This window comes from Desulfoluna spongiiphila, assembly GCF_900101345.1.
Classification (GTDB): Bacteria; Desulfobacterota; Desulfobacteria; order Desulfobacterales; family Desulfolunaceae; genus Desulfoluna; species Desulfoluna spongiiphila.
The window spans coordinates 219,363-243,509 of sequence record NZ_FMUX01000006.1; the positions used below are offsets into that span (position 1 = coordinate 219,363).

Annotated in this window: 18 protein-coding genes; 4 read left to right on the forward strand and 14 right to left on the reverse strand. The window is 59.8% G+C overall.

The window, feature by feature from the left end; all coding sequences use genetic code 11:
• Positions 1–22 precede the first annotated feature (22 nt).
• Positions 23–328 carry a hypothetical protein gene (locus BLQ12_RS10525; RefSeq protein ID WP_092210605.1) on the forward strand — a complete coding sequence of 102 codons (306 nt, stop codon included), beginning with the start codon at positions 23–25 and terminating at the stop codon, positions 326–328.
• 21 nt (positions 329–349) lie between these two features.
• Here the strand turns inward: BLQ12_RS10525 and BLQ12_RS10530 are convergent, their stop codons facing one another.
• Entirely contained in the window at positions 350–1,339 is a 990-nt protein-coding gene (locus BLQ12_RS10530; RefSeq protein ID WP_175469641.1) for an HDOD domain-containing protein, read from the reverse strand.
• Between the two features lie 226 nt (positions 1,340–1,565).
• Here BLQ12_RS10530 and BLQ12_RS10535 point away from each other — a divergent pair, with 226 nt between their 5' ends.
• Complete coding sequence (locus BLQ12_RS10535) at positions 1,566–2,291, forward strand: class I SAM-dependent methyltransferase (RefSeq protein ID WP_092210607.1); 726 nt, start codon at positions 1,566–1,568, stop codon at positions 2,289–2,291.
• Between the two features lie 247 nt (positions 2,292–2,538).
• Here the strand turns inward: BLQ12_RS10535 and BLQ12_RS28180 are convergent, their stop codons facing one another.
• The 7 genes from BLQ12_RS28180 to BLQ12_RS10570 form a co-directional block, all read right to left on the reverse strand.
• On the reverse strand, positions 2,539–4,662 hold the full coding sequence (locus BLQ12_RS28180; RefSeq protein WP_092210608.1) for an HRDC domain-containing protein: 2,124 nt from the start codon (positions 4,660–4,662) through the stop codon (positions 2,539–2,541).
• A gap of 133 nt (positions 4,663–4,795) precedes the next feature.
• On the reverse strand, positions 4,796–6,469 hold the full coding sequence (locus BLQ12_RS10545) for a hypothetical protein (RefSeq protein ID WP_092210609.1): 1,674 nt from the start codon (positions 6,467–6,469) through the stop codon (positions 4,796–4,798).
• A gap of 579 nt (positions 6,470–7,048) precedes the next feature.
• Complete coding sequence (locus BLQ12_RS10550) at positions 7,049–7,810, reverse strand: TorD/DmsD family molecular chaperone (protein WP_175469642.1); 762 nt, start codon at positions 7,808–7,810, stop codon at positions 7,049–7,051.
• Positions 7,811–8,100: 290 nt separating this feature from the next.
• On the reverse strand, positions 8,101–9,249 hold the full coding sequence (nrfD, locus tag BLQ12_RS10555) for an NrfD/PsrC family molybdoenzyme membrane anchor subunit (protein WP_092210611.1): 1,149 nt from the start codon (positions 9,247–9,249) through the stop codon (positions 8,101–8,103).
• The gene (locus tag BLQ12_RS10560) at positions 9,246–9,974 is read right to left on the reverse strand and encodes a 4Fe-4S dicluster domain-containing protein (protein ID WP_092210612.1); all 729 of its coding nucleotides are present in this window, start codon (positions 9,972–9,974) and stop codon (positions 9,246–9,248) included. Before BLQ12_RS10560 ends, nrfD begins: the two co-directional genes overlap by 4 nt.
• A gap of 4 nt (positions 9,975–9,978) precedes the next feature.
• Positions 9,979–12,561 carry a molybdopterin-dependent oxidoreductase gene (locus BLQ12_RS10565; protein WP_217640286.1) on the reverse strand — a complete coding sequence of 861 codons (2,583 nt, stop codon included), beginning with the start codon at positions 12,559–12,561 and terminating at the stop codon, positions 9,979–9,981.
• Positions 12,562–13,229: 668 nt separating this feature from the next.
• Positions 13,230–16,298 carry a two-component regulator propeller domain-containing protein gene (locus BLQ12_RS10570; protein WP_175469643.1) on the reverse strand — a complete coding sequence of 1,023 codons (3,069 nt, stop codon included), beginning with the start codon at positions 16,296–16,298 and terminating at the stop codon, positions 13,230–13,232.
• 462 nt (positions 16,299–16,760) lie between these two features.
• On the opposite strand from BLQ12_RS10570, the gene BLQ12_RS10575 reads away from it, so the two are divergent.
• Complete coding sequence (locus BLQ12_RS10575; protein ID WP_092210614.1) at positions 16,761–17,393, forward strand: ferredoxin-like domain-containing protein; 633 nt, start codon at positions 16,761–16,763, stop codon at positions 17,391–17,393.
• A 53-nt stretch (positions 17,394–17,446) separates the two neighbouring features.
• Positions 17,447–18,112, forward strand: a complete 666-nt coding sequence (locus BLQ12_RS10580) for an NAD(P)H-binding protein (RefSeq protein ID WP_092210615.1) — start codon at positions 17,447–17,449, stop codon at positions 18,110–18,112.
• A 414-nt stretch (positions 18,113–18,526) separates the two neighbouring features.
• Here the strand turns inward: BLQ12_RS10580 and trpA are convergent, their stop codons facing one another.
• The 6 genes from trpA to BLQ12_RS10610 form a co-directional block, all read right to left on the reverse strand.
• Positions 18,527–19,321, reverse strand: a complete 795-nt coding sequence (gene trpA / locus BLQ12_RS10585; RefSeq protein WP_092210616.1) for a tryptophan synthase subunit alpha — start codon at positions 19,319–19,321, stop codon at positions 18,527–18,529.
• Positions 19,321–20,526 (reverse strand): tryptophan synthase subunit beta, encoded by a 1,206-nt coding sequence (gene trpB, locus BLQ12_RS10590; RefSeq protein ID WP_092210617.1) that lies wholly within the window; start codon positions 20,524–20,526, stop codon positions 19,321–19,323. Before trpB ends, trpA begins: the two co-directional genes overlap by 1 nt.
• Positions 20,501–21,181 (reverse strand): phosphoribosylanthranilate isomerase, encoded by a 681-nt coding sequence (locus BLQ12_RS10595; protein WP_254782038.1) that lies wholly within the window; start codon positions 21,179–21,181, stop codon positions 20,501–20,503. Before BLQ12_RS10595 ends, trpB begins: the two co-directional genes overlap by 26 nt.
• Before the next feature lie 169 nt (positions 21,182–21,350).
• Positions 21,351–22,142, reverse strand: coding sequence for an indole-3-glycerol phosphate synthase TrpC (gene trpC, locus BLQ12_RS10600; protein ID WP_092210619.1), 792 nt, complete (start codon positions 22,140–22,142; stop codon positions 21,351–21,353).
• A gap of 197 nt (positions 22,143–22,339) precedes the next feature.
• A complete protein-coding gene (gene trpD, locus BLQ12_RS10605; RefSeq protein WP_092210620.1) occupies positions 22,340–23,356 on the reverse strand; it encodes an anthranilate phosphoribosyltransferase in 1,017 nt (338 codons plus the stop codon).
• 144 nt (positions 23,357–23,500) lie between these two features.
• A complete protein-coding gene (locus BLQ12_RS10610) occupies positions 23,501–24,070 on the reverse strand; it encodes an anthranilate synthase component II (RefSeq protein ID WP_092210621.1) in 570 nt (189 codons plus the stop codon).
• Positions 24,071–24,147: the final 77 nt, after the last annotated feature.

The following is a 24,147-nucleotide window of genomic DNA, read 5'->3' on the forward strand; positions in this document are numbered from 1 at the left end:
GACAAGCGGGCACGGAACCGCGATGTCCGGATCTTCTCTTGGTGAGTTGTCATGGCTGTCCCTGTTGATTGACGATCCCATGGCAGGGGGCACCATGTTTTCTTACACCCGGGCGGCCCGGCAATCCGTGGATAACGACAAGGACAGCGGCCTGTTGAAACGGGCCTTTGGCACCAGGCCCGATACCGACAACAGCAAACGGGTGAGCGTGTACGACATAGGGGATGAACGTCACCGTCAGTTCCAGGGGATAGACGGCACCGCAAAAGCCATCCAAAAGCCGAGCGCCATCAAAGCCGGAATCGGTTTTAACGTCGGCAGGTCCTGACGGAGAGCAAGCCAGGGGGGATCAATAGGTGTCCTCTTCCATGGTTTCAACGGCCGTCAGGGCCTCGGTGATGAGGCCTTCGACTTCGGTGGCCGTCATGTGCAGGCAGGTCAGGGCGTCCGAGGGCAGGGGCGGGGTTTTCGCGGTGGACCCCAGGGCCCGGTCGGCCATGTGGTTTGCAAGCTGGATCACATAGGCGAGTTTGTTGCCCCCTGAGGCGCCGGGGGTATGATGGTCCCGGATGGCCGTTGCCATGTGGTCGGGCAGGTTCCATTTGCGGCACAGCTCAAAGCCGATGTCCCCGTGGGTCAGGCCGAGGATCTTTTTTTCAACGGCATAAAGGGGCTCGCGGGTGAGGGCTTCATAACGGGTGAACAGGGGCTTTCTCTCAAGCACGTAGCTGTCGAGGATGATTTTTCCCGAGTCGTGCATGAGCCCTGCAAAAAAGGCTTCTTCCCCGTCGCTGGCGTGGAGTTTTTTCTCGATGAGCCCGGAGCACACGGCCACCGCAAGGGAGTGTCGCCACAATTCACCAGAGCCCAGTCCGTAACCGTTCAGGGACTGGCCGAGGGCCTTGGCGTTGCCCACCAGAAGAAGGATCTGCATCAGGGTGCCGCTGCCGAGGACCGTGGCCGCCATGTGCAGGGATGAGACCTTGCCGCTCATGCCGTAGTAGGCGGAGTTGGCCACCTTCAGGACGCGGCTAGCAAGGGCTGGGTCCGTGTTGAGGAGGCTGCCGAGCTCGTCGAAGTTGCCGTCACCGGCCAGGAGCTTGCGCGCCTTGAGCAGGATGTGGGGCATGGGGTAGAGCTTTTTAAGGTTACCGACAACCTCCTGCCTGAGCGCCTCACCGGTGGCAAAGGGCGCCAGGGCCTCTTTGTCCAGGATGAAGTGTGCGATGGGGATCAACTGCCCGCATTGGGTGCATTTGGCGGTTTTGTTGTGTACCTTGTGAACAATCTCGTCTTTTATTCGGTATGCTTTGGCACAAGCCGGACATTGAATCTTCATGCGCATGGTTCCTGAAAGATCTGCTGAATTAATAAAAATATTTAAATATAGATATACATATGACAATTCAAGTTATTTCAGCAAAAAGAGAAAGAAAAGACATCCCCGGCCTTTCTTCTGGTTAACCAGTGGGGGCCGTGCCTGCGGGAAATGGGGTGGGGAAGGCCTTTGGCTGGGATGAGGCCGCCCCCTGAATCGTATCACTTTTTGGCGATGGGAGAACGGTATGGCGACGGTGAAGGACCATTACGATGTGGTGTTGTCGGATGTCTACTCGTGGATGTTCGGTGGGTTCGCCTCAGGGGTTGAGCGAAACATCGATTTTTTCGATGCACGCGGCATACGCCCCTTGGGATCGGGCGCGGCCCTGGACCTGGGAGCAGGCTGCGGGTTTCAATCCATTCCCCTGGCCCGCCTGGGGTTCAAGGTGACGGCCATTGATTTGAGCGGCCCCCTTTTAAGGGAGCTTGCGGACCACGCGGGTTCGTTGCCCATCGAGACGGTGGAAGGCGACCTGATGCATTTTGACGAGTACCTGACGGAAAAGGTGGAGCTGGTGGTGTGCATGACCGACACCCTGCTTCACCTGCCATCCAAAGAGGCGGTATCGGCCCTGTTCGGTAAGGTGGCAGGGACCCTGGAGGATGGCGGTACACTGATCCTCACCTTTCGGGACCTCTCCGGTGAGGTGACGGGCCTTGATCGCTTTATCCCGGTGAAAAGCGACGAGGGCACCATCCTTACCTGTTTTCTGGAGTACGGCCCCGAAACGGTGACGGTGCATGACCTGGTCCACACCAAAGGCCAGGATGGCTGGACGCTGAAGGCGAGTTGGTATGAAAAATGTCGCCTGTCAAAGGCGTGGGTGGAAGCGCAGCTCAAAGGGGCGGGCTTTGGCAGGGTTGATGCCGCGGAAGACGGCGGGGTCGTCACGGTTATTGCAATAAAATGAAGGCCCCTGCTCACCGTGTGGCTCCGGTGGTCCGGTCCTGTCTATGGATAACCTTCTAAAAAAATAGTCAAACAGGTTTTAAAAAACAGATTCAGTTTAATTCGAATCAAAGGCGAATGTGAGTTCCCCTGAGGCAGGAAGGGGAAAGCGCATTCGCAAGCTGCTTTCGAGGTGACACACCTCGCCGCCGGAGGCAGGCATTTCTCCGCTACTTTGAGCACAGAAGTTTTACAGCCTCACCCGTTTTTTACCCCAGATCCAGACTCTGCTGGATGCCCGTCCTTGTTTTATTCTCCCCTTTCCCGGAGTAGGCCCGCACGATTTCGATGATCTCCGCACCGTATGTCTTCACCCGCTTGGCTCCCATGCCCTGGATGGTCCGAAGCTGTGCCATGGTGTCGGGGTGTTCGGTGGAGATGGTGACAAGGGAGCTTAAGGTGGCGACGCGGGACGGGTTGATGTCATCCCGGGCAGCCCGTTGTTTCCGCCAGTCCCGGAGCTGGTTCAGGAGCCTGGGGTGCTCGCTGGACAGGCTCTTGACCTTGGCCTTGGCCCGTGCGGTGATGCTCTGTCTTTTGAAAAAGGCCCGGGTCCGTATGGACAGGAAGGTCTCCACCCTGAATCCTTCTTTGCAGCCCTTCAGGCAGGTTTCTTTGACGATGAGCTCTTCGCGGATGGCCACCAGGGCATCGCCGATGAGGGTTTTTACCGACTGGTTGTCGGTTTCGAAGGTGGCCTCGTCGAGGCGTTCGGAGATGGCGTGTCGGGTCTGCTCGGAAAAGTAGGCGCACCCTTTTCGAATGCGGTCCTGGATCACCTCGTTCTCTTCCAGGCCCAGGTCGTCTTCCATCAGGGAGGCCACCTGCCTGGAAAAGGCCCCTGCGATGCGGGTGAACTCCGGCAGGGTGGTGGAGAGGATTTCCGTGAGGGCCTCAAGGAGGGTGCCCTGGACCGCGTTTTTGTGGTGGTGAAGGGTGGTGTGGCAGTGGCTGACTTTCTCGTGCAGGGCCTGGTAGCCGAAGAGCTCGTCCAGGAGGGTGAACTGGCAGGTGCGCCGGGCCTCGGACAGGTCCTGTTTTGTGGGCGGGTTCTCTTCGATGGCCCGGGTGAATTGGTTCACCGACGCATCGCAGATGATGCCCGACGGGGAGATCCTGCTGCTCAGGACAATCCCTTCCAGGGTTTTGCACCGGCTGAGGGCCACGTAGGTTTGCCCGTGGGCAAAGGAGGCACCAGCGTCGATGACGGCCTTTTCAAAGGTGAGCCCCTGGCTCTTGTGGATGGTGATGGCCCAGGCAAGGCGCAGGGGGTACTGGGAAAAGCTTCCCACCACCTCTTCGTCGATCTCCTTGGTCTCTTCGTTAAGCGTATAGGTGATGTTTTCCCACTTTTCCAGGTTCACCGTGATGGGGGACTGGCCTTCGCACTGCACATGGATCACCTCGTCGTCGATTTCCGTGACGGTGCCGATCTTGCCGTTGTAATACTCTTTTTTCGATGAGCTGTCGTTTTTGACAAACATCACCTGGGCCCCCTCTTTGAGCTGCAACAGCTCATCGGCGGGGTAGGCGTACTCGGGAAAGGTGCCGGTGACCTCCGCGTCAAAGGTGACCACCGGGGAGTCCATGGCGGCGAGTTTCTCATCGTTGAGGCGGTCGGCGCTGGCATTGTGGGTGGTCAGGGTGATGTACCCCTCCTTGCGGCCCGGCAGGGCGGAGGGCTTGTACCGGGTGTTGAGCTGTTCCCGGGAGGCTTCCGAGAGGCGGTTTTCCCGGATCTCGTTCAGGATCTTGATGAAGGCCTCGTTGCTCTGCCGGTAGACGTGGGTGAGCTCCAGGCCGAGGACCGAGGCCTCCTGGAAGGCCCGGCTGCTGAAAAAGTAGCCTGTTTCGTAGTACGGGGAGAGGAGCTCCCAGTCGTCGGGCTTGATGATGGGGGCCAGCTGGTGGAGATCCCCGATCATGAGGAGCTGCACCCCGCCGAAAGGCTGTGTGCGGTCCCGGTAGCGCCTCAGCACCTGGTCGATACCGTCCAGGAGGTCGGCGCGCACCATGCTGATCTCATCGATGACCAGAAGGTCCAGGGACTGGATGATGTGGATCTTTTTTTTGCTGAACCGGCGGTTCTGGAGGGTGGTGTCCGGTGGCAGGGGCCCGAAGGGCATCTGGAAAAAGGAGTGGATGGTGGTGCCGCCTGCGTTGATGGCCGCCACCCCGGTGGGGGCCACCACCACCATGCGCTTGGGAATTTCCTCCTTTACCCGGTGGAGAAAGGTGGTCTTGCCGGTGCCCGCTTTTCCGGTGAGGAAAAGGTTGCGTTGGGTGCCTTGAACAAACTCAAAGGCCAGTTCCAGTTCGTTGTTTTGATGCATTGCCAGTGGGTCCCATGGTTTTTTTGTGATTCAAGGCCCGCTGCCAGCGGCCTGGACACGTTTTACCCCATGTGGCGGCAAATGAAAAGGGACCCGGAGGCAAGATTCAGTTCGGTTTTTGATGCCGGTTCCCTTAAATGGTGAAAACGGTGAATTTTACAGGGCTATCCAGAGTATTGGTGCCGTCGATGAGGTCGAGGATCCCCGGGTAGAATGCCAGTGCTTCACCGGTATCGGGTTTTCCGTTTTGGTTGGCGTCCAGGACGGCTATTACATACACCTCCTCCACACCAAAGGGCGTTTTGATGATCTCATCGAGGAGGGCCCCCATGACCGGCACGGCATAGGTGTGGTCGGAATCTCCCGTGGCGGTCACCGATGCCATGGTAACGATGCGGTCGGGATCGGTTAATGCGGGTGGGAGAATCCTCAACCCCTCTTTTTCTATGGAGATGACAAGGAGGGTGTCTCCGGCGTTGACGGTGACCCCGCCTCCGTTTTCAACCTTGAACGCCAGGGATGCACTGTGGTCAATGACTCGCCGGTTGACGTCAAACCGGATATTTCCCTCGGCCTGGGGGACAAAGGCGTTCACCCCGGCGCGGAGGGGGTGGGCCACGGTGAGGGTGTCTTTGTCCTGGTAATACCCCAAAAGATCGCCGTCGGTGGCATCGGGAAAAGAGGTGTAGGTCGGGGTGTCCGGGTTCTCTTTGAAATTTTTGTCCCACAGGGCCAGGACCATGACGGTGTCTCCGGGGGCAAGGCCGGTGGCGCTTACGTCCAGGTTGAAATCCACCGCTGCCGGATCCAGCCGGTAGAAGGCCCGGGTCACGGACAGGGGGTGGGTGAGAAGGATGTTGGGATCATCCGTTTCCGCCACCAGGACAAACAGGGGGGCGCTGTGTGCGTCGTAGCCGTCCGGGGGTTCCACTTGGCCCGAAAGGGAAATCGCCTCTCCCGCAGGGACGGGAAGGACCATGGCGCGGTCGGAGTCCAGGGAAATGCCGTCCTGTTCTGCCGTGGTCAGGGTCAAGAGGGTGGGCAGGCCTTTGGGGTGCTGTGAATGGTAGGCCACGGATTCGCCGGGATCAAGGCTGCCGTTTTCGTTGGTGTCAAAGATTGCCATGACCGTCACATCGGCAATGGGCAGGTCATGGCCGTAGGGGAGGATCGTCAGCCGGTAGTCCAGGGGCGTCTCGTTTTTTTCAACGCTTGCGTAGCCGATGATGTTGTCCACATCCAGGGCTGAGAGATCAAGGCTCCTGATGTCGCCTGCGTAGGCAAAAAGATGGACCGGGCCGGTGTAGCCACCGGTGATGGTCCCTGAGATTTCCTTGTCGAAGTCGAACACCTCCCGGCTGATGCGGATGTCGACCCCGCTGTTGACCCCCGGTTTCAGGGTGTAGCTCGGGGTGAGGGTCCCCTCTTCAATAAAAAATCCCATGGCATCCCCTGCGTCCGGGGTGGGAATGCCTCCGTTTCCGTTGCGGTCGAGAAAGCCGATGAGGGTCACCGTGTCTCCGGGGGCCAGGCCGGTCCCAGAGAGATCCAGGGAAAAACTGCCGTCGGGGGCTGTGCGGGTCATGGACTCGAAGGAGTCCGACAGGTCCCGGGACATCATCTCCCGGCCCCCGCCTTTCAGGACGGAGGCGTAGATATCCCCCCCGCCTTCGGCGGCGGTTTTGTCGGTGGTGATGTGTCCGGTAATGGTGAGGGGCTGGCTGTCGTTGGTTTCATCGCAGGCTGCGCAGACGCATACGAGAAGGACGGTAACGATGATGGCGAATCGTGAAAAATGGGCTTGCATGGCGTGTCTCCAGGGCCCTTACTATTATAAGAGTCCCTGTCCCAAAGGCAGGTGAGTAATGGCTCGGATTTTAAACGACCGGGGAGTCCACTGAAGGCGGAGCCTTTCGTCGGCATTTTATCGGGTGAGTTATGGACGAAAAAATGATGAGAGGCGTGGGCTCCATGGCCGTCGAAAGACGATCATAAAGTGAAAATATATATCTAATTGATGATGGGACGCAAGTAAATAGAGGCCCTTTGATAAGGGGCCGGTATAAGACGGACAGGCTCTGGCGGGTGATTCCGGAGTCTGTGTTGCTCGTTTTGTAAGGGCTCAGACATCTATTCACACATGCGTGCCGCTGTGATTTAACCCGAGGAACGGTAGTTAAAGCACATCCGGAACTGCCTTCGAGGTGGCTCACCTCGCCGCCGGAGTTACAGATGCCTCCGGCGGCCCTGCCGGGAGCCAAACTTTTGAAAAGTTTGATAAACAGGTTTTAAAAAACAGATTCAGTTTAATCTGAACCAAAGGCGAATGTGATTTTCCCTGAGGAACGAAGGGGCAAGCGCATTCGCTACCTGCTTTCGAGGTGGCTCACCTCGCCGCCGGGGGCATTGCTTTTGTTTTTTCGTTTTTGAGGAAAATGGTACGGGCTCCTCTGGAGCGAGGGGGCGTTGCCGTAGATGGCCGGGACCTTGTTGGCGTGGGCTGCTCCGACAGGCCCGGGATGCTTAGGTAGTCCATGCTTTCCCGGATGATAATGCGGGTAGCCGTTGCAAGGTTCAGATAAAACGGGGACGTTGCATGGCGCGTGATGTTCTCGGTAAAGGGGGGCACCCAGCGGGCCAGGTGACGTTCCAGGAACTCTTTCTGTTCACGGAGACGTGCCTGGGGCACCTCATCCGTGTCCGGACCCAGGGCGTCGATCTCCTTTTCGACGAGAAAACAGAGGAACTCCAGCTCGGCGACGATATGGTCCGGGGCCTCTTTGAAGGTGTCAGCCACCACAAGGCCCGCCTTGCGGTACCTGGCCTCGGCATCCATGGCGGAGGCACTCATCATGGTGTCGGCTCCGTCCATGTAGCCGGACCCGCAGGGAGGGGCCAGTCGTCCGTAGGGGCCCACAAACAGCCGGGTGAACTCGGTCCGGAGCTTGGAAAAATCCGTGGGCGATTCGATGGCGGAAGCCATGCGGGCCATGGGGCCCACGGCTTCGGATTCCTGGGCCGTCAACAGGCAGACCAGGGTGTCCGGGACAGGGGCAAGCCGGGGGCCCGGCAGGCAAAAGCAGGCCGAGAGGCCCTGGTAGACCCCTTGGCGTACCGACTCAAAACGGATGATGTCGTCTGTGTTCATGGTAACTCCGTATGGCGAATGCATGGAGGCCGCTGTTATGCAATGGCTCTCGGGGCATTCGCGTGATGTGTGACATGGGGCAACCGTCTTTGCAGGAGAGGCCCGTTTCATTCTTCTGGAAATACAATGAAGGGCATTTGGGGTTCGCTTAACTTTAATCGGAATAACTCCGGCGGCGAGGTGTGCCATCTCGAAAGCTGGTTGCGAATGACCGGAATCTGTTTATCAAACGTTTCAAAAGTTTGGCACCCGTCAGGGCCACCGGAGGCATGGCTGAACCGTCACTTCTTTCAACGGGTCGCCGCGCCATCGGTGCCCAGGTTGAGATACCGCTCCCCCAGGGTGTAGAGAAGCAGCATTACCGAAAGGGCAAACAGGGCCACCAGCCACTCCCAGGGGCTTGGAAAGTAGGTGATAACCTCCGGGTACTGCTCCGCCTTGGGGCCGACGGGGAAACGCTGGCCGTTGATCAGCATCTTCATGTGGATGACCAGGGACCCTGCCCAGGCGATGAGGGCCGCCGCGAGGGTGCCAATGGCGGTTTTGCGGACCGCAGGGCTCATGAACAGGGCAAAGGGGACCATCAGGCCGACGATGACCTCCAGGGGAAATCCGAACAGGCTCCCGAAGGGGGTGTTGACGGTGCGATGCGCCATGAACTCCGGGATCACAGTCGACATGCCAACGGCGGATGTTACCCCGGTGATGACAATGGCCGCCCCTGCCGACCAGGCGAACAGGCGGTAAAACATTTCGTCCACAGGGGAGCGATGTGAGGGAAACCGGCCGGTTTCCAGCCTGTGGCATATCATGCTGTGGAGGAGAAACAGTGCGGTGCCGCTGAAAAGGGCCATGGTCAGGTAGAAGATGGAGACCATGGGGCCGAAGTAGACCGCCCGTGATTCGGTGGTCCCGAAGACCGCTCCAAGGACCATGGGGGCCGCCATGGCACAGAGAAAGGAGAGGGATCCTGCGGTTTTGCTCAGGGCGTTTTGCCTGTCCCCGGTGTAAAGGCATCCGAGCTTCACGGTGAGGAACAGGAGTTCGGCAGTATAGAGGGCGCCCATCCACCAGATGGGGGAGGCCATGTTGGGGGAGAGGATGAAGTAGATCATTCCCCCGATATTCCCGATTTCCAGGGCGATGGCAACAAATGCCCCGCAGAGGGTGGCCAGGGCGAGAAACACCAGCCTTTTTGAAAAGGGTTCAAGGCGCTCCATGCCGAACAGGGTGGGCAACGCGGAGAGCATGGCAAGGCCTGAGCTGCTGAGGGCCAGAAAGATGTACATGCCCAGGGGAAGGGACCAGACAACCACATCGTTGGCGGCAAAAAGCCAGTGCCCCTCCCGAAAAAGGGTTATCGTTGTGTACAGGCCCGCCAGCAGACAGGCCCCGAGCCCCCCCAGCCAGATTGCATAGCTTGCTTTTTTCCCGTTCATTTGTATCCCCCCTTGGAGGCCTCGTAGTGGGCCGGGTTGTATCCCCGGATGTAAAAGACCCGGGGGTTTGTCCCCAGGTGCTCCCTCAGCCTGAAGGGACGGAATTTTCCCAGCAGCTTGCTGACCTTACTTTTGGGGTCGCTGATGTCCCCGAAGATCCGCGCATCGGCCGGGCAGGCCTCCACGCAGTAGGGCAGGAGGTTTTTTTCCACGCGGTGATCACAGAAGGTGCATTTTTCCACCACGCCCTTGGGGCGGATGCCGGGCAGGGTCTCTTCCCGGTCCGGGTTGTAATAGGGGATGGCCTTGCCCCCTGCCTTTTGCGTCACCTCCGATGGGGAGAAGGTGCAGCCTTCGATGAGCGGTTCGGCATCACGCCAGGAAGGATGAGGGCTGCGCCAGTTGAAATAGATGACGCCGTACGGGCAATTGAATTCACAGTACTTGCAGCCGATGCATTTGTCCGGGTCGTGCATGGTGATGCCGTTGGAAAGCTTGTGCATGGCACCGGTGGGGCAGCCTCGGACGCACGGGGCGTTTTCGCAATGGTTGCACAGGGTCGGGAGGTAGTGGAACCGCACATCGGGAAAGGTGCCCACGGTTTCGGTGATCTTGTTGGACCAGTAGATCCCGTCCGGCACGTTGTTCTCGTTTCGGCAGGCGACGCTGCAGCCTCCACATCCCACACATCGTTGAAGGTCGATGACCATGGCGTATTGTGGCATGGCGTTATCCCTCCTCTATGCGTTCGATTTTCACGCGGGTGCCGGCATGTCGGACCGTGCTGCCGCTCAACCGGTCGTATTCCGCAGGGATCAGGTCGTTGTTGTTTCCGCCCCTGGGGGTTTTCCCGAACTCGCCCGCGGCCACCCGGCCGTAAGCCCAGTGGCCCTGGCCGAAGCATTTGGCGACGGTGCCCGGCCGGATCCCCTCCCACAGCTTGGCCGTGCACTCGATGGTGCCGGTGGGGGAGGTTATGCGAATGGTGTCTCCTGATTTTATCCCAATTTTTTTGGCATCGGCGGGGTTTATCTTGGCCACGTCCTGCCAGGGCTCATCACCGGGGTCCAGATCCTTGAAATCGTAGTACCAGGTACAGTTGGCCGAACGTCCCTCCCGGTTCAGCCGCGATTTGTGGTCCACGAAGACAAAGGGGTAGGTGTCGGCGTCTCCGATGGTGAAGGGGTCTTCATGGTGGGGGATAAAGGCGTGCTCCCCTTGCGCTTCGTAGTTGCAGGCTGAAAGGACCTCATCGACGGTGGTCTTGTGCTTTTTGGCGTGCTTTTCAAGGGCGTTTTTCAAGGTGACGCTGTAAAACTCGAATTTTTCCGTGGCGGTCTTCATCTTCCCCCAGCGCTTCCGGTAGGGGTAGGGATCGGAATTCCAGACCCCGGTCTCGAGAAATTCCTTCCAGCCGTTGAACTTGTCTCCGCCCTTGTATTGGGCCGGGTCCCACAGGGACTGGGTGGCGTACTTCAGGGCGTAGAGGGAAAATTCGTCGGCGGTGGTGGGCTCTTTGCCGGTTTCCGGGTCCCGGTACTCTTTGTAGTGACGCAACAGGTTGTCGAATCCCCGTTGGGAGAGCTTTTCCGCCAGCAGCCAGGGCACCTCGGTTTCATCGGTTTTGTAGTCCCCGATGCGCTTGATCACCGGCTGCATCAGGGTGACATGCCGGTAACCGTTGGCGATGGATTTCACGTACCCGTATTTTTCAAAGAGGTGATGGGTGTTGGGCAGGAGGAGGTCGGAGAACCAGGAAAATTCCGAGGCGTGGGTGGTGAGGTGGGCCACGAAGGGGATCTTGGCAAGGGCCCGTTCCCAGCGGTCGGGCTGGGTGCAGGAGAAGGTGAAGTTGTTCATGTAGCCCACGGCGACCTTAATTTCATAGGGGTCCTCGTTGAGGATCCCGTCCGCCGCGTTGTTGGTGAGGACGGCCGAACCGGGTTTGCCCGATTTCAGGGCGGGAAACGTCAAGCGGCCCCTTTGATCGATTTTTTCGTGTTTTTTTCCTTTTTTGGCGATGTCGTCCATGAAGGCGTCGGGCTTCGGGAATTTTCGGGTGTACTCCTTGTTGCTGACCAGGGTGCCCCCCTCGTTGTCGCAGGCTCCCACCAGCCCGTTCAAGGCGTGGCAGGCCATGCTGCCGTACCCGCCCCGGACCTGCATGGAGGGCCCGCCCCCCACCCAGGAGATGGCCCTGGGGGCCGCCTTGCCGAAATCCTCGGCCACCCGGAGGATCTGCGCCACCGGCAGGCCTGTTTTTTCAGCCGCCCACGCCGGGCTCCGGTCTTTGACCTCAAGGTTCCACCAGGCGACCACCCCGTGGGTGAATGCTTCGTCAAAGGTCGATTCATCCACGGTCTGCCCCGGAACGAACCGGTTGGAGCCATCCTTGAAGTCCCCCACAAATTCCCTGGACCAGAGCCCGCGGGTGAGGATGACGTGGGCGATGGCCAGGGCCAGGGCGCTGTCCTGTCCGGGCACGATGGGCAGCCATTCGTCCGCCTTGCCCGCCGTTGCCGAAAGCCGGGGCTCCACCACCGCCACCCGGGCCCGCTCCATCACATCCCCCCACACGCTGGTGTAAAAGGGCACCTGGCGGTTGGCGGCCAGGGGATCGGCTCCCCAGATCAGGACATACCGGGCTTTTTTGACATCGTATTGCCGGTAGCTCCAGTACCCTTCCGTGTAATAGGACCCGAATTTTTCCGCCTCGGCGCAGATGGCGCTGTGGGAAATGTTGTTGGGTGATCCGATGATTTTGGTCATGCGGTCGTAGAGGATATCCCGCATGTAGGTGTAGCGGCCGCGCATGAGCATGTATTTGTGCGTTTCGTCGGCATCGCGAAGGGCCATGATCTTGTCGGCCAGGGTGTCCAGGGCCTCGTCCCAGGAGATGGGGACAAACCCGGGGTCTTCGTGGCGGCCTTTCTTGGGGTTGGTGCGCTTCATGGGGGTTTTGATCCGATCCGGATCATAGACCTGCTGCAGCGCCATATGGGCCCGGACACAGCTGGCCCCCACGCAGACCTTGGAGTGGGGGTTTCCTCTGACCTTCACCGCGCGGTCGCCCACGACATAGACCTGTTTGGCGCACCAGGAGGTGCACCCCTGACAGGTGCCGGCATGCCAGGTGCCTTTTTCTTCCGGGGGCGTGTCTCCAGCCTCCGCAAGGGCCGTCAATTCGGGTTTCAGCCCCATGCCGGCTGCCAGAAGGGTGCCTCCGGCGGCAGATGCCTTGAGGAAATGCCTTCTGGACATGCTGAGGTCTGAAACCAGTTTGGTGATCATGGCGTGTTTATGCGTGTTCATGGGTACCTCTGCCGAATGGCGTTCGTGGGCTTGGGTGGATCTCTTCGGGTCGGAGAAACGAATACATTTAACGCGTCTTTCGGGGAAAACAGTGAAACATGGCGCGTGGCCGGTTGCATCGAACCAAAGGGTTTTGAGTCGAAAGGGTGCAGGGGCGGTGGATAGAAGAGGTTCGGAAGGGGCGGTCGACGGATCGGGGCCGATGGTCTTTTTATGGGGGCAGGATAGGCCCCCTTGCGCGGGATGGCTTTTGCAACTATTCAGCTCAAACAAGCCTCCGGAGGCCCTGCCGGTGGCCAAACTTTTAAAAAGTTTGACAAACAGGTCTTAAGCAAACCTTTCCAGGCTCCGCCGAAATAATTTCCATTTTTTTACATTAGAAACGTTTTTTGCGGAGCTTTTTTTCAAAAAAGCGACCCGCCGGAGGCAAGCTGAATAGTTACACTTTTTTTTATAATAACATGGCATTGTGGGTATATCCAGTCATCTGGCTGACTTTTGAAGATCAATGGGCATCGGCAATTGTTCGGGGGCCTTGCGGCGGGGTCGCCGGAGGCGCAAACGAGGGGCATAGCCCGGATATTTCACGGGCCGAGTGCCCCCATAGTCAATGCATCAGAGCTGCAGATGCCGGGGGGCAAGCCGTTGACCCTGGACGGCTGCCGACCTTATCCCGCCTGTGCAAAGATTACCCTGTTTCTCCCCATGTGTTTGCCTTTGCAGAGGGCTGCGTCTGCCCTGCTGACATTGTGTTCAAAGGTCTCCGAGGCGGGGCAGGCCGTGACCCCTAAGGTCAGGGTGACGGTGAGGTAGGCCCCGTTCCATTCAAACAGGGAGGAGGCGATGCGGTTTCGGAGCCGTTCCGCCATGGTTTCCGCGTCTTCTCCGGTGGTGTCCGGGAGCAGGAGGATGAACTGCTGGCCGGTCCAGCGGCCTAGGATGTCGTGGGCCCTGAGGTTGGACTCCAGGAGCCTGCTGACCCGCTGAAGGATATAGTCTCCGCAATCGTGGCCGCAGGTGTCGTTGATCCCCTTGAAGTGATCTATGTCGGCCAGGACCAGGGCATAGGGGCTTTGGTTCCGCCGGGCCCGGGAGTGAATCTCGATTTTTCGTGACTGAATGCCCCGTCGGTTCAGCAGTTCGGTCAAGGGGTCGGTGAGGGAGAGGCGTTCGTGGCGCCGGGACTGCTCTTCTAATTCCCGGGTTCTTTGGGCCACGAGCTGCGTCAGCCGTCGGGTCCGATTTCGGGTGGCTGCGACCCGTAGCCAGATAAGCCCGGCCAGGGTCAGGAAGATCACCGCGCGAAAGGAGGTCCACTGCCAGAACGGCGGCGTGATCCGGATCTCAATGCCCGCATGGTCCCGGTTCCAGGATCCGTGGCTCCCGGATGCCATGACCCTGAACCGATAGGTCCCCGGCGGGAGGTGGGAGTACCGTGCCGTGGTGGTGTTGCCGGCCTCCACCCACGCGGTGTCGTACCCTGCGAGTTTGTAACGGTAGCGGTTTTGCGAGGGGTTGTTGTAGTCGTGGAGGGCAAAGGAGAAGCTGAGGTTGTTCTCCCAGTACTTCAGCCTGATTCCCGGGGTTTTGTCCAGGGATGCACGCAGGTTGATGCGGTTCCCTGCAGGGCTTCCGGGGCGAACCGGGGTGCCGTTGAGAAGAAACCCGGTGAGGTGAACAGAGCCTGTGGGCAGACTCAAGGGAATTTCATCCGGGGCAAACAGGAGGCAGCCGTTTTCCCCACCGAAGATCAGCTTTCCGTCCGGGGATCGGTGGGCCGCCCCTTGAACAAACCGAAGGGGCATGGGAAATCGGGAGATGGCCCCGGTTTTGGTGTCCAGGGCGGAGAGGCCCTTTTCCGTTGCGATCCAGAGGCGCCTGCTGCCGTCGAACAGGATGCTCTTGATGATATTGCCCGAGAGGCCGTCTTCCTTGAAGTAGGACCGGATGGTTTCAGTTTCGGGATTCAGGCGGTTGAGCCCGTTGTAGGTTCCGACCCAGATGGCCCCGTTTGGGGTTCGGGCGAGGCAGGTGACGATGTTGCTGGACAAGGTCTCTGCCGCCTCTTTGCGGTGGTGAAACTGGGTGACCCGCCTTCCGTCTTGTTTAATGCGGTTCAGGCCGATGTCGGTGCCCACCCACAGGGTGTCCCCGTCGCCTTCAAGGAGGGCGTGGACGGTGTTGCTGCTGAGGCCCTGTTTGTTGGCAGGCCCCTTGACGAAGCGGCGCACATTGCCCGTTTTGAGGTCATGGAGAAACAGGCCGCGGTTGCGTGTACCGGCCCAGATGACCCCGGGGGTGTTCGTGCCGAGGGCGGTGATGATACGGGTGTCCCGTTGAAGGGGCTGGCTGTTCCAGGGGGTGAATTGACCGGTGCGGTGATCCCTGAAGAGGAGACCGGCACCCCAGGTTCCGATCCAGAGGGATCCGTCGGGAGCCAGGGAGAGGGCGTTGATATCCAGGCTTCCCGGGCCCAGGGGAGGGGGTGCGTTTCCCGCTGCCTCGCATCGCCCCTGCCTGAGGAATGCTTTTTTGAGTCCGGTGTACCAGCTTCCCGTCCAGAGGGTCCCGTCGCGGTCCGAAGCGATGGCGTGCACGGACATGGGGACGGCGTTGCCGGAGTAGCCGGGCATAAAGAGTTTCATCTGGTAGAGGGCTTTGCTCAATGCGTTGACCCCGCCCCCGCGGGTTCCGATCCAGATGACCCCGGAACGGTCTTCGGTGATCCACCGGATGTCGTTGTGGGAGAGGGATCCGTCAAGGTACGGAACGCTTTGGTGCAGGGTGGATTCGCCCGTTTCGAGGTCCAGAATGAGGAGGCCGTGGTTCTGGGTGCCCACCCACAGCGTGTGGCCGTCGTCATAGAGGGTGTTGACGGTGCCGTTGGCAACCTCCGGGGGGAGTCCGTCCATGCCGGGAAAGGGGATGCAACGGTTTTGATCCGGGTCAAAAAGGGAAACCCCCTTGGGGGTGCCTATCCAGAGGGCGGAACCCCCGGCCGGGTACAGCGTCCGGATTTCGTCGTGGGGAAGGGAGGTGGGGTCCCGGGGATCGTGGCGGTAGGCAGTGAAGGTCTCATCGGTGCGGTTGAAATGGTTCAGCCCTTGGCCGGTACCGACCCAGAGGCTTCGGTCCCGGGCTTCGGCAATGGACCAGATGCGGTTGTGGCTGATGTCCCCGGTGCCGTTGTCCGCCGTGAACCGGGTAAAGTTGGCGGCCCCTTTGTCGAAGCGGTTTAAGCCGGAGCTGAAACTTCCTGCCCAGAGCACTCCGTGGGAATCTTCGTAGTGGATCTGGATCCGGTCTTCGCTGAGGCTCCGGGGATCCGACGGATCGTGCCGGAACACCTTGACCTTGCCCGTGTCGGGATCCAGGCGGTTGAGGCCGCCGCCCCAGGTGCGAACCCAGACGGCGCCCTCGTGGTCCTCAACCACGCCGCCCGCATCGTTGTGGGAGAGGCTCTTTGGGTTGCCTGGTTCATTCTGGAAGACCCTCATGGTGACACCGTCGTAGCAGGCCACCCCGTTTCGGGTGCCGAACCACATGGCTTCGTTGCGGTCCTGCATGAGCTGGAACACCGTGTTGTCGGGAAGGCCGTCTGTTTCATCGAGGTGGTGGAAAAGAAGGGTGGGCGTGCCTCCGGATGCCGGAGTCAGGGAGGCCAGGAAAAAAAAGAAGCCCAGGCAGAATGCCCGAAGGTGATGCCTTAGTAAAGAACAGCCAGATAAGTTAAGCAAAAAGAATGTCTCCGGCGGGTTGCCCTTGAAAGAGTCCCCGTCTTGGCCCCCGGCTGTACCGTGGTAAGCCTCAAAAAACGTTTCGAATGACGATATGCCGGCCGTGTGGGAACAGCCGGTGGTGTCAGATTGAATCCTCAAGGGCTATATCGGTTTTTCCGGCTGGGAACTTGAATTGAAGCTGTGTAAAATGAGGAAAATGTGTGCTTTTTTTATTGGGCAGGGGCCGTGGCCCGGCCCCAAGACATATTTCAAGGCAAACGCAAGGCCCCTTGCCGTTGTGCCGCACCGCCTGCCGGGCCTTTGCAACGTGGTGCCGATGGAAACGTTATGGTAACGATTTTAGCTGTATACACAGAGGACGTAACGTAGTAAAAGTCGGGCTTTGGATGATTCCGCCGGGGTTTTTATCCGGTGGTCCGATAGACACACAACAGACACAACGCAGGATGAACAAAGACTATGAGTGATTCAAAAATCGGTGTCATTGTTCCGGGGTCTCCCCTGGGGATGACCACACCGGATCGATTGGAAGAGATTGCAGCCGTTGCAAAAAAATACAATGTGGAAACCATCAAGGTTACAGCCTCCCAGAGGTTGAAGCTCTACGGCGTTGAAAAAGAGGAGGCCCTGGCCCTTATGGCGGAGCTGGGGGGAGCCATGCCCAAGCCCGTGGGCGTTAAGTCAGGCCCCCATACCCTGCAGTCCTGTCCGGGCCGACGAAGCTGCAAATATGCCTGTCAGGATTCCCTGGCGCTTTCGGAAAAACTGGGCAAGGCCTTGGCAGACCGCGTGTTTCCCGGCAAAGTAAAGGTCGGGGTCTCCGGGTGCGCCTTTAACTGCAGCGAAGGCTACCTCAGGGATGTGGGGATCTTCGGAAAAAAAGGGGGATGGACCCTGGTCTTCGGGGGCAACGCCGGTGGCCGTCCGCGTATCGGCGACGTCATTGCCGAGGGGCTGAGTGACGACGAGGTCATTGAAAGGGCATTGAAGGCCCTTGAGTATTATGCAGACAACGCAAGAAAACTGGAGCGCTCCGCTCGCCTTGTGACCCGCAAGGGCGTGGAGGAGCTCAAGGCCTTTATGCAGGCGTAGCACGGGCCACGCATTGTGTGAACCCGTTTAAAATCCAAAAAAGGGGAGGGCGTATGCCGGGCATGCGGATCATGATGGCAGGGGCGACGGGCCTTGTGGGCGGATCGTTTTTCAATCGAGCCGTTGCCGATTCGGGCATCGGGCAGATTGTGCTTCTGGGGCGGAGGTCCGTCCCCGAGCTTGAGGCCCATGGCAAGGTGACATCCCTTGTGGCGGATTTCAACAAGCTGGATGCCGTGGATCCGTCCTGTGAGGTCGATGCCATGGTCTGCGCCCTGGGGACCACCTTGAAAAAGGCGGGAAGCAGGGAGAGGCTTTTTGAGGTGGATTGCCTCTACACTGAGGCTGCCGCGGCCTATGCCCTCCGGTGTGGTGCCCGGACCCTGGTGGTGATTTCCAGCGTGGGGGCATCCCCTACGGCTTCATCACACTACCTTCGCACCAAAGGGGAGATGGAAAAACGGGTGACGGCCCTCGGGTACCCCGCCTGCCATATCCTGCGGCCTTCGCTTCTAACGGGCGCGCGGGGGGAGACCCGCTTGGGTGAATCCCTTGCCGCCCGGCTGCTCTCCCCCGTTTCGTTTTTGCTTCCCGCAGCATACCGACCCGTCCATGCCGACACCCTCGCCGAGACGATTCACACGCTGCTCAAAGAGCCCGGGGAAGGGGTGAGGGTGCATGGGGGGAAGGAAATACAGGTAACAGGTAATAGGCAATAGAGAATAGAGAATAGAGAGTAGGGAATAGGTGTCGGGGGTGCATAATGAGCCGGGGGACGTCCGCGTAAATGGCATGGCACTTTTTCCTGAGGGACGACGTGCAATGGCAATATGGTTTTCTTTTCTTTGTTTCCGGGTTCCGACTTGCCGGTGTGAAGCAAAGCGGCGTAATGGATAAACATTACAGGGTGAAACGATCTCAATCGTGGAGACAGAGCCTCCGTGCCTCATTCCCAGGCAGAGCCTGGGAACGAGAGATACCCTGAAACAGTTTATTGGTCTTTGCCCTCTCTATTCAACACGGGTGAAGCCCGTCAGCAAATGGGACGTCCCTGAGGAACGAAGGGACGGAGCATTTGCGAACCTGGGGTGCAGGGGATTTATCCCCTGCCCGCCGGAGGCTGCTTGTTGTTTTTATCTGGTTCGGGCTTTATAAGCTCGGGTCTGGTCGCCGATGATGTTGGGGAGTTCCGGGTTTTCCAAGTTGGTTTCGATGAGGCGTTCAAAGGCGCTGCCGATGACCACGCCGTCGGCAAAGCGGGCGATGGCACCCACGTCGTCCGGGGTGGAGATGCCGAAGCCTACGCAGACGGGGACGGGGCTCAGGGCCTTTACACGGTCATAGAGGGCTTCCACGGCTCCGGCGTCGAGGCCGCCGCTGCCGGTGACTCCCACCATGGAGATGAGGTAGAGAAAGCCCGAGGCGGCGCCTGCGACCATGGGGGCCCGCTGGCCGTCCGTGGTGGGGGCCATGAGCCGGATGAGGCTCAGGGCTTGTGCTTCAAGGGCGCGGTTCAGCTCATCAGACTCTTCGGGGGGCATGTCCACCACAAGGACCCCGTCGGCACCGGCCTTGGCTGCGCTTCGGGCAAAGGCTTCGTAGCCGAAGGCGAGCAGGGGATTGGTGTAGGAGAAGAGGATCACGGGGATGTCCGTAAAGCCCCGGATAGCTTCTACCAGCTTTAAGATGCGCCTCACCGTGGCCCCGTTTTTTAGGGCGCGTTCGGACGAACGCTGGATCACCGGGCCGTCGGCCGTGGGGTCGGAAAAGGGAATCCCCAGTTCCAGGACATCGAGGCCTGCCTCGCACATCTCTTTGATAAGGGCCAGGGAGGTGTCGTAGTCCGGGTCACAGGCCGTGACAAATCCCACCAGGGCCTTTTCGCCTTTTTCTTTCAGTTTCTTGAATCGATCGTCAATCCGTTTCATTACATCCCCTCCCGTTTCGCATCGTAGTCGGCCACGCTGGCCATGTCTTTGTCTCCCCTGCCGGACAGGTTGATGACCACCACCTTGTCTTTGCTCATCTCCCCTGCCTTTCGGATGCCCATGGCCAGGGCATGGGAACTCTCCAGGGCCGGGATGATCCCTTCCAGTTTGCACATGGTTTTAAAGGCGCGTACCGCCTCCTCGTCCGTGGCCGAGTCGTAGGTGACCCGTCCGGTCTCCTTGAACAGGGCGTGCTCCGGCCCTACCCCGGGGTAGTCCAGTCCGGCGGAGACGGAGTGGGCTTCGAGGATCTGGCCGTCGTCATTCTGGAGCACGTAGCTCTTGGAACCGTGGAGGACTCCCACGGTGCCTTTGCTCAGGGTGGCCGCGTGTTTGTCGGTGTCGATGCCTTCCCCTGCCGCTTCCACGCCGAGGAGGGCCACATCCGGTTCCTCCACAAAGGGGTGAAAGATGCCCATGGCGTTGGAGCCTCCCCCGATGCAGGCCACGATGAGGTCGGGCAGGCGCCCTTCGGCTTCCCGGATCTGGCTGCGGGTCTCCAGGCCGATGATCCGCTGAAAATCCCGGACCATGCTGGGGTAGGGGTGGGGACCGGCCACGGAGCCGATGACGTAAAAGGTGTCTTCCACGGTGGAGGACCAGTGGCGCATGGCCTCGTTCATGGCGTCTTTCAGGGTCCCCGATCCCGAGGAGACCGAGACCACTTCGGCCCCCAGCAATTCCATGCGGCGGACGTTGGGGGCCTGGCGTCTGATGTCCTCTTCCCCCATGAAGACGGTGCAGTCCATGCCGAAGAGGGCCGCGGTGGTGGCCGTTGCCACCCCGTGCTGGCCAGCTCCGGTTTCGGCGATGAGCCGTTTTTTACCCATCCACTTGGCCAGAAGGGCCTGTCCCACGGTGTTGTTGATTTTGTGGGCCCCGGTGTGGGCCAGGTCTTCCCGTTTTAAATAGATGCGGGCACCTCCCGCGTGTTCTGTGAGGCGTCGCGCAAAAAAGAGGGGGGTGGGGCGGCCCACGTACGTGGCAAGAAGGGTGTCCAGCTCTTTTTGGAAGGCCGCGTCCTTGATGACCTTTTCGTAACCCTCCCGCAGTTCCAGAAGGGCGCTCATGAGGGTTTCACCGGCGTACATGCCGCCGAAGGGGCCGAAATGGCCCAGGTTATTGGGGGGATTTTGGTTCGTCATGGGTAAAAGGCTCCTTTATGGGACCGGGGACCTGGCATTGGCCCACGATCCGTATGAATTTTTGTATTTTATCAAAGGATTTTTTTCCGGGTTCCGTCTCTACGCCGGAGCTCACATCCACCCCGTCGGGCCGGAAGCGCCGGATGATATCGGCTACGCTGTCAGGGCCCAGGCCCCCGGCAATGACCAGGGGGCTGCGACGGGGAAGGGGCGGGGTCTCATCCCCCCAGGCCAGGGCGTTTCCCCCGGGAAGAACCCCCTTGCCCCATTCCACCAGGGCCGTGGCCGACGGGTACGCCGAAGCGCGTTCCATGAGCGGCGGGGCGGTGACGTAAAAGGCCTTGAGCACGGCAAGGCCCTGGTCGTGAAGGGCCGCCGCCAGCTCCGGTGGTTCGTTGCCGTGGAGCTGCACCGTCGAAAGCCCCGCCGTTTCGGAAACGGCCATGATGGTTTCAAAGGATGCGTCCACAAAGACCCCCACCGAGGCCACCTCGGGCGGCAACTTCCGGGTGATCTCCCGTGCCTGCAGCGGACTCACGTTGCGCGGGCTCTTCGGAAAAAAGACCAGGCCCACGGCATGGGCCCCGGCCTCCGCGCAAAAGGCCGCCTCGGAAGGGGCGGTCAGGCCGCAGATTTTGATGCGAGGGGTGTGCATGGTGTTTTCCATTGTAACAGTTCAGTTCAAAATTGCCTTCGACGGCCAAGTTTAAAGAAAAAATGACAAACAGGCCTTTGTCCCCTGGAGCGCCGCACTCCTGTGCGGCACGTGTAACGACAGGCTGAAAAGCCGCGCCGGAGTGCGGCGCTCCGTTCCGGTCGATCTTTTACCCTTCATCCTTCACGTTACACCACGACCGGAGCAACCCAACGGAGTCCTCGGCCCTTACCAGGCTCTCCCCGACGAGAAACGATGAAATCCCCGCCTTCAGGTGGCGCCGAATGTCCTCGGTGTCTTTGATGCCCGAGGCTGCCACCACCGTGGTGCCGGAAGGCAGGTATTCACTCAATCGCCCGGCCCGGGTGATGTCTGTGTCAAAGCTTTTCAGGTTGCGGTTGTTGATGCCCACCAGGGGCGGGGCAAAGGGGGCCACCTTTTTGATATCGGCCTCGTCAAAGACCTCCACCAGGGCTTCTAAACGGAGCTCCGAGGCCAGAGCCATGAAGTCCCCCAGCTGCGAGGGCTCGAGGATCCGGGCGATGAGGAGCACGGCGTCGGCCCCAGCCGCGGCGGTTTCGTAGAGTTGGTACGGGTCCACAATGAATTCTTTTCTCAGTACGGGAAGGGTGATCGCTTTTCGGGCGGCCTTAAGGTCTTCAAGACTTCCTTTGAAAAATTTTCCTTCCGTCAGCACGCTCAAGGCCGCCGCGCCCCCTTCTTCGTAACGCCTGGCTGTCTTTGCCGCGTCAAGGTCAAGGGCAATGTCCCCCTTGGAGGGCGAGGCCCGCTTCACCTCAGCGATTACCGCCACGGGTTTTGCTTCCAGGGCCTTTCGGAAGGGCCGCACCACCCGGGGCGCTTCAGCGGTGCGCCTCATGTCCGCCATGGAAACCGTTGCCTTGCTCTGCGCCACCACGCCTTTCACATGGGTGACGATGGTCTCTAAAAATCCGCTCATATTTTTGAATTCCTTATGGCTTCGGTTTTCCTGCCGGAGGCTAAGCCTTTATAACATTTGATAAACGGGTTCGGGCCAATCAAAATTAAAGGCGAATGTGATTTTCCCCGAGGAACGAGGGGGAAAGCGCATTCGCTACCTGCTTTCAAGGTGGTACACCTTGCCGCCGGAGGCATCGCTTTTGTTTTTTTCTGCGCCTATGCGTTTTCGGTAGTATAACGCGCCAGGCCCTCCAGTTTGGCCATGGCGTTACCGGAGTCGATGGCCTCTTCGGCGAGGAAGATACCGTCCCTTAGGGTGTCGGCTTTGTCGGCTGCCATGAGGGCGGCCCCGGCGTTGATGAGGATGACGTTGCGTTTGGGTCCGCGCTCGTCGCCTGTGAGGATGTCCCGGACGATACGGGCGTTTACTTCCGGGGTGCCGCCTTTGAGGGCTTCGGGGGGCGCCAGCTCGCCGAAGTAGTCCGTGGGGTCGATGTCCGTGGTGCGGATAAGCTCGTTGTTGAGTTCGGTGACCCGGGTGGGGGCGCAGACGCTGATTTCATCCAAGCCGTCGTGGCCGTGGACCACCAGGGCGCGTCGGCTGCCCAAAAGGCGCAGGGCCTCTGCGAACATCTCGGTGAGCTGGGGGGCGTAGACCCCCAAAAGCTGGCGGGAGGCCCCGGCCGGGTTGGTGAGGGGCCCCACCATGTTGAAGATGCTTCGAAGGCCCGTCTCTTTGCGTGCGGGGGCCGCGTATCGCATGGCGCCGTGGAAGGTGGGTGCAAAGAGAAAGCCGATGCCCACTTCGGCGATGGCCTCTTCCACCACGTCCGGGGAGACGCTCAGGTCGACGCCCAGGGCTTCCAGGACATCGGCGCTGCCGCAGGTGCTGGAGACGCTGCGGTTGCCGTGTTTTGCCACGGTGACGCCCCCTGCGGCCACCACAAAGGCGGTGACCGTGGAGATGTTGAAGGTGGACAGGCCGTCCCCGCCGGTGCCGCAGGTGTCGAAGCAGGCGCCGCCCGCGTGGATGCGTGTGGCACTTTTCCGCATGGCCCGGGCGGCCCCGGCCAGCTCTTCAAAGGTCTCGCCTTTGGCGGCGAGTCCGGCCATGAGGGCACCGATCTGTGCGTTGGTGGCCCGCCCTGCAAGGATCTCTTCCATGGCGTCGGCCATGGTGGCCTCGTAAAGGTTTTCTCCTGCCACGATTTTTTTCAGGATGTCGCTGAACATGTTCACTCCTCCAGGTTCGTGAATGTGGCAACCCTTGTTGTCCGGTTTTGTCACATTCCCTTACGGGCTGTGCCCGTGGAAATTGGTTTTTATGCTCTGTCTGTCAACTGGTTCAAACGCTTTGCCGTAGGCCGTACGGGGGGTTCAGCCGGTGCATTTGATAAAATTGCGGATGAGCCGTTTGCCCGTGGTGGTCATGATGGATTCCGGGTGAAACTGGATCCCCTCGGTGGGGTGCGTTTTGTGCCGGATTCCCATGATTTCGCCGTCATCGGTGCGGGCTGTGACCAGGAGCTCATCGGGCAGGCTCGCCTCTTCCACGGCCAGGGAGTGGTAGCGCATGGCTTTCATGGGGGATGCGATGCCGGAGAAGATGCCTTCGCCGTCGGTGGCAACCTTCGAGACCTTGCCGTGCATCACGGCCTTGGCGCGGATGATGGTGCCCCCGAAGGCCTCGGCAATGCTCTGGTGGCCAAGGCAGACTCCCAGCACCGGTACCTTCCCTGAAAAGGCCCGGATGGCGTCCATGGAGACCCCGGCGGACACGGGCCGTCCAGGTCCGGGGGAGATGACGATCCCAGCAGGGGAGAGGGCTGCAATCTCCTCAACGGTCACCGCGTTGTTGCGGTACACCGTCACCTCGGCGCCCCCCATCTCCAGGTACTGAACGAGGTTGTAAGTAAACGAATCAAAATTATCGATCATCAGAATCATGGTGTGTCACCTGTGTTCGGAAAAAACGTTAAGAGCGTTTCCTGTTCATACGGTTGCCCTCCGCGGGCGCATTCGTG

What these genes read in the sequence shown, in the direction of transcription:
- BLQ12_RS10535 (WP_092210607.1), top strand. Translation starts at nt 1,566, where the DNA reads ATGGCGACGGTGAAGGACCATTACGATGTGGTGTTGTCGGATGTCTAC.
- BLQ12_RS10530 (WP_175469641.1), bottom strand. Translation starts at nt 1,339, where the DNA reads ATGAAGATTCAATGTCCGGCTTGTGCCAAAGCATACCGAATAAAAGAC.
- BLQ12_RS10545 (WP_092210609.1), bottom strand. Translation starts at nt 6,469, where the DNA reads ATGCAAGCCCATTTTTCACGATTCGCCATCATCGTTACCGTCCTTCTC.
- BLQ12_RS10580 (WP_092210615.1), top strand. Translation starts at nt 17,447, where the DNA reads ATGCCGGGCATGCGGATCATGATGGCAGGGGCGACGGGCCTTGTGGGC.
- BLQ12_RS10560 (WP_092210612.1), bottom strand. Translation starts at nt 9,974, where the DNA reads ATGCCACAATACGCCATGGTCATCGACCTTCAACGATGTGTGGGATGT.
- trpA (WP_092210616.1), bottom strand. Translation starts at nt 19,321, where the DNA reads ATGAAACGGATTGACGATCGATTCAAGAAACTGAAAGAAAAAGGCGAA.
- BLQ12_RS10565 (WP_217640286.1), bottom strand. Translation starts at nt 12,561, where the DNA reads ATGAACACGCATAAACACGCCATGATCACCAAACTGGTTTCAGACCTC.
- BLQ12_RS10550 (WP_175469642.1), bottom strand. Translation starts at nt 7,810, where the DNA reads ATGAACACAGACGACATCATCCGTTTTGAGTCGGTACGCCAAGGGGTC.
- nrfD (WP_092210611.1), bottom strand. Translation starts at nt 9,249, where the DNA reads ATGAACGGGAAAAAAGCAAGCTATGCAATCTGGCTGGGGGGGCTCGGG.
- BLQ12_RS10610 (WP_092210621.1), bottom strand. Translation starts at nt 24,070, where the DNA reads ATGATTCTGATGATCGATAATTTTGATTCGTTTACTTACAACCTCGTT.
- BLQ12_RS28180 (WP_092210608.1), bottom strand. Translation starts at nt 4,662, where the DNA reads ATGCATCAAAACAACGAACTGGAACTGGCCTTTGAGTTTGTTCAAGGC.
- trpD (WP_092210620.1), bottom strand. Translation starts at nt 23,356, where the DNA reads ATGTTCAGCGACATCCTGAAAAAAATCGTGGCAGGAGAAAACCTTTAC.
- trpB (WP_092210617.1), bottom strand. Translation starts at nt 20,526, where the DNA reads ATGACGAACCAAAATCCCCCCAATAACCTGGGCCATTTCGGCCCCTTC.
- BLQ12_RS10525 (WP_092210605.1), top strand. Translation starts at nt 23, where the DNA reads ATGTCCGGATCTTCTCTTGGTGAGTTGTCATGGCTGTCCCTGTTGATT.
- trpC (WP_092210619.1), bottom strand. Translation starts at nt 22,142, where the DNA reads ATGAGCGGATTTTTAGAGACCATCGTCACCCATGTGAAAGGCGTGGTG.
- BLQ12_RS10595 (WP_254782038.1), bottom strand. Translation starts at nt 21,181, where the DNA reads ATGCACACCCCTCGCATCAAAATCTGCGGCCTGACCGCCCCTTCCGAG.
- BLQ12_RS10575 (WP_092210614.1), top strand. Translation starts at nt 16,761, where the DNA reads ATGAGTGATTCAAAAATCGGTGTCATTGTTCCGGGGTCTCCCCTGGGG.